Raw genomic sequence first — 3890 nt, forward strand, 5'->3', positions numbered from 1 at the left:
GAGGTCGAGATCGGCCGCGGCTCGAAGGATCAGACTTGCCCCGTCCATGCGCTCGAGCAATGGCTGCACTTCGCGAAGATGGACTTAGTCCGGTCTTTGTCGGCACCTCGCGCGATGGCAAAAGAACATCGGAAACGCGGCTGAACGACAAGCATGTGGCACGCCTGATCAAGCGCATGGTCCTCGACGCCGGCATCCGCGCCGACCTGCCAGAAAAGGATCGCCTCGCGCTGTTTTCCGGCCATTCCCTGCGCGCCGGTGTCGCCAATTCGGCAGAGGTCAATGAGCGCTACGTCCAAAAGCAGCTCGGCCACGCCTCGGACGAGTTGACCCGGCGCTACCAGCGCCGCCGCGACCGGTTCCGCGTGAACCCGATCAAGGCTGCGGGATTGAGATGTGTCAGTATTCCTGTAAATAGGCCGTTAGGTTTTGGTGGGCATGCAATATGCGGATGATCTCGACTTTGTGGCCATCCACGCGGTAGATCACCAGATGCGCTCCGCTGGAATGGATGCGTACCGGGGGTGCGAACTCGCTGCGCTCACGGGCCATCTGTGGAAAGTCAGCAATCAGGTCGAAGAGCGCAAACAGGCCGTCTGAATAACGATCCGCCTGCTCAATGCCCCATTTGCCTGCTCCGTGGCGCCAAATGTCGGACAGGTCTGTTTCAGCCGCGGGTCGAATGACCCAACGGCTATTCTCCGGCATATTTGGCGCGCATCCGGGACTTGAAAGTGCTTCGATCGAGCGTGGCCCCGGGTCCGCTGGCAAGACCAATGTTGACAGAGGTCTGGATCTCCGCGATGGCCTCATTGCGCGACCGATCACGCCGGATCAGGTCTCGGACATAGTCGCTGGAATTGGCATACCGCCCGGTTTTCGCCTGCTCTTCGACCCAGCGTTTCATGGGGTCCGGCAATGAAATGTTCATAGTGCCCATAACTGTCTCCTTCCTGATTAGAGTTGTGGCAAAGTTTGCCATATTGCAAGATTGATCCGTAAAATTGGTGCCAAACGGTCGTTTATTAGTAGTAGATAAAGCTGCAAAAAGACTGTCTTGATGCCCCTGATCGGTTATGCTCGTTGTCTAATCGCGGTCTTTGGGTCAGGCACTTCTTCATTGCAACGTCGCCAAAATGGGCGGCGTTTTTTGTTTTTCTGGGCAGCTGAACTTACGTGGCGTGTCCGCCTGTCCGGGGTCAGGGTTGTCTTCGCGGTCGGGCATGTGCCGCCGCATGATGAGCTCCGAAAACGGCTCCCGCAATGTTTCGAAACGCAGTGTTCCCGTATGGGATTGAAGCGAGCGTAACGCGGTGAACCGGCTCGGCGTCCCGGCGGACGTACCACTGCCTTTCAGCAGCAGATCTTGTTACCTGACTACGCGGGCACCCCATCTGCTTCAAATGGTTTGCCGGTGCGCAGCATGGCAAACAACGTCACAGCCAGTTTTCTTGCCACAGCCACATTCGCGCTCTTGAACCCGATCTTTTCGCGCAGGGCAGTCCCCCACCTCTTCAGGGCGCTGTCCGTCTTGGCGCGAGTCAGAATGTGGGCGGCGGCCTCATAGAGATAGGATCGCAACAACTTGTCGCCGTGACGCGAAATCCTGCCCTGCATGTTAATATCGCCTGACTGGTATCGTCGTGGGGTCAAGCCGATCCAAGCCGCTGCCGTGCGCCCGGATGGGAAAGCCTTGGTGTCGCCGATCGCGGCCACGAAGGCGACTGCGTTCAAATGGCCGACCCCTTGGAAAGTCATAAGCAGTTGGCATCGCTTATCCGCACGAACTTCGGCACGGATCGAGCTTTCGTGCTGAGCCACCTGTTTACGCGCTGCGCGCCAGGCTTCCAGTAGCGGGTGGACGACGGACACCAGCCCGGGTTGCTCGGCGAGATGTTGTTTGACACGGCGCTCAAAGGCCCGTGCCCCTCCCGAACCAGGGCCAGCTGGCATGTTAAAGCCAAATAGCCTCAAAGCGCTCCGGATTGCATTGCCCAGATCGATGACCGTCCGCACCAGCGTCGCGCGCGCCCGAAGCAATGCCCGCCTGCGTAAATCACACCAAGGCTTTACTCGCACCTCGCGGAACAAACTGGTTCTCAGCAGATGCGCGCGCCCCTCAGCATCATTTACATCGGTTTTGTTGACCGTCACAGAACGCGCAGCGTGTGCTTGGCGTGCGTCCATGCAAGCGACGTCGAAACCCAGATCGGTCAGGCCATGGAACAACCATGAACTCCAGCTGCCCGTCTCAAGACCAACTTTCTCAAGTTGTTTGGCGTAGGGGTGCAGCACTGTGGTAATGTCTCTCGGATTGGTCGGCACTTTTCCGCGCCAGACGCACTTCCCGGAAACATCAACGATATGAACCTGCGTCTCTCTCTTGGACACATCAAGGGCGGCAAACATGGGCATAGGGCTACCTCCTTCAAGGCTTGTATCCTCGCAGCTTGCACCAACCTCTCGATCTGCGCCGCCGCGATTCCCTCATGTATCTACCGAGGATCAGACCCCCCTGCCCCAGGCAGAGGCTCTGAAGACTGCGGGTTGCGTCGAGATATTTGAGGAGCAAGCCTCGGGCGGCAATCGTGCGCGGCCAGTATTGGCGCGGGTGCTCGAACGCGTGGCCAAGGGCGACACGCTGGTCGTCGTGCGGATCGACCGCCTGGCGCGGTCGTTGTCGCATCTGCTGGAGGTGATCGAGCGGCTTGAGGTCAAGGGTGCTGTCTTCCGCTCAATGCAGGACCCCATCGACACCGGATCCCCGCAAGGCAAGTTCACGCTGCAGGTTCTGGGCGCTGCGGCCGAGTTCGAGCGCGCCCTGATCCGGGAACGCACGAAGGCCGGCCTCGCCAGCGCCCGAGCAAAGGGCCGCGTGGGCGGAAACCCTGGACTGCGGGCCAAAGACCCTGCCGCTCTTCGTAAGGTGCGGTTGGCGCGACAGGACGGCTACATGGAGCGGCTGAACGAGACTGCCCAGGACTGGGTGCCCCATGTCCGCCGGTTGCGCCCCGACTTGGCCTGGGAGGACGTGGTGCGCATCGTCAACGGCCCCCTGCCCCGCGAACGCCAGTGGACCCAAAGCCGCCTGCTGCGCGCCGTCAACGCCTATGTTCGGGACGGCTTCCTGCCTGCCGAGGTGCTGGCCCGCGCCGGGCGCCGCGAAACAGACGACCGCCTGCCCGCCTTCGTCGCCGCTATCAAAGGAGCGGATCCCGACCTCACGCTTCAGGCGATCTGCAACCGGCTGGAAGCGATGCGCGATCGCACGCCCCGCAGGCGGACAAGCTGGCAGCCGTCTTCCGTGAAAATGCTGTTGGAGCGGGCCAAGAACATGGGAATGATTTAAGAGACTCAGATTCGTTCTTTCAAAGCAAAACCGCCTATGTGAAACGGATACATCTTGCGTTTAAGAGATGGCAGCAACACAAGCACTTGATGCGCTGGAGCGGCGCAGAAGGGTAAGTCATTGTAAAGAAATGATTTCACACGGCGCCTTCCGTCCGTTTGAAAAAATCCTTGCCTGTCAAACGCTTTCCTGACATTTTTGCGGAAGAACGCTAACCATCAGTTTCCGGCGGTTTTGCGTTCCTTCTCAAGATAGACCCGGAAGACGGGCGGCGGGACGGGCATGAACGAGCAGCGGATCAGAATGGATCAAAAGATCCAAACGATGGCGACACGTCTAAGCAAATCGCTTGATGTGAATATGCGCAAGTCGTTTCTACCTGACGAACGAAAAGCTCTCAGACGGTTCTCATCCACGGAAGTTGCCCAGATCCTCGGGGTAAGCCAAGATTTTTTGCGGAAGATGTTTTTCGAGGACAAGCTCAATCTCGGTGATATCGAAACAGACGCTCGCGGCCGCAGGTTCTACACCGCAGAGCAGA

Annotated in this window: 5 protein-coding genes and 1 pseudogene; 3 read left to right on the forward strand and 3 right to left on the reverse strand. The window is 59.0% G+C overall.

The features are described 5' to 3' along the window. Nucleotides 1-392 (forward strand): annotated as a pseudogene (locus tag ACTIEN_RS21970) (tyrosine-type recombinase/integrase); the annotation flags it as partial. Nucleotides 393-399: 7 nt separating this feature from the next. Here the strand turns inward: ACTIEN_RS21970 and ACTIEN_RS21975 are convergent. The 3 genes from ACTIEN_RS21975 to ACTIEN_RS21985 form a co-directional block, all read right to left on the reverse strand. Further along, on the reverse strand, nt 400-813 hold the full coding sequence (locus tag ACTIEN_RS21975) for a type II toxin-antitoxin system RelE/ParE family toxin (RefSeq protein WP_439525276.1): 414 nt from the start codon (nt 811-813) through the stop codon (nt 400-402). Then, the gene (locus tag ACTIEN_RS21980) at nt 695-940 is read right to left on the reverse strand and encodes a type II toxin-antitoxin system ParD family antitoxin (RefSeq protein WP_439525277.1); all 246 of its coding nucleotides are present in this window, start codon (nt 938-940) and stop codon (nt 695-697) included. Before ACTIEN_RS21980 ends, ACTIEN_RS21975 begins: the two co-directional genes overlap by 119 nt. Nucleotides 941-1377: 437 nt before the next feature. Next, the gene (locus ACTIEN_RS21985; RefSeq protein WP_439525278.1) at nt 1378-2415 is read right to left on the reverse strand and encodes an IS110 family transposase; all 1038 of its coding nucleotides are present in this window, start codon (nt 2413-2415) and stop codon (nt 1378-1380) included. Between ACTIEN_RS21985 and ACTIEN_RS21990 the strand changes: the two genes are divergently transcribed. Next, nucleotides 2408-3349, forward strand: coding sequence for a recombinase family protein (locus tag ACTIEN_RS21990; protein WP_439525279.1), 942 nt, complete (start codon nt 2408-2410; stop codon nt 3347-3349). The two genes, ACTIEN_RS21985 and ACTIEN_RS21990, sit on opposite strands and share 8 nt — an antisense overlap. Before the next feature lie 282 nt (nt 3350-3631). Next, the coding region (locus tag ACTIEN_RS21995; RefSeq protein ID WP_439525280.1) for a MerR family transcriptional regulator at nt 3632-3890 on the forward strand (259 nt) is incomplete at its 3' end.

It is taken from the genome of Marivita sp., assembly GCF_051859345.1.
GTDB lineage: Bacteria > Pseudomonadota > Alphaproteobacteria > Rhodobacterales > Rhodobacteraceae > Marivita.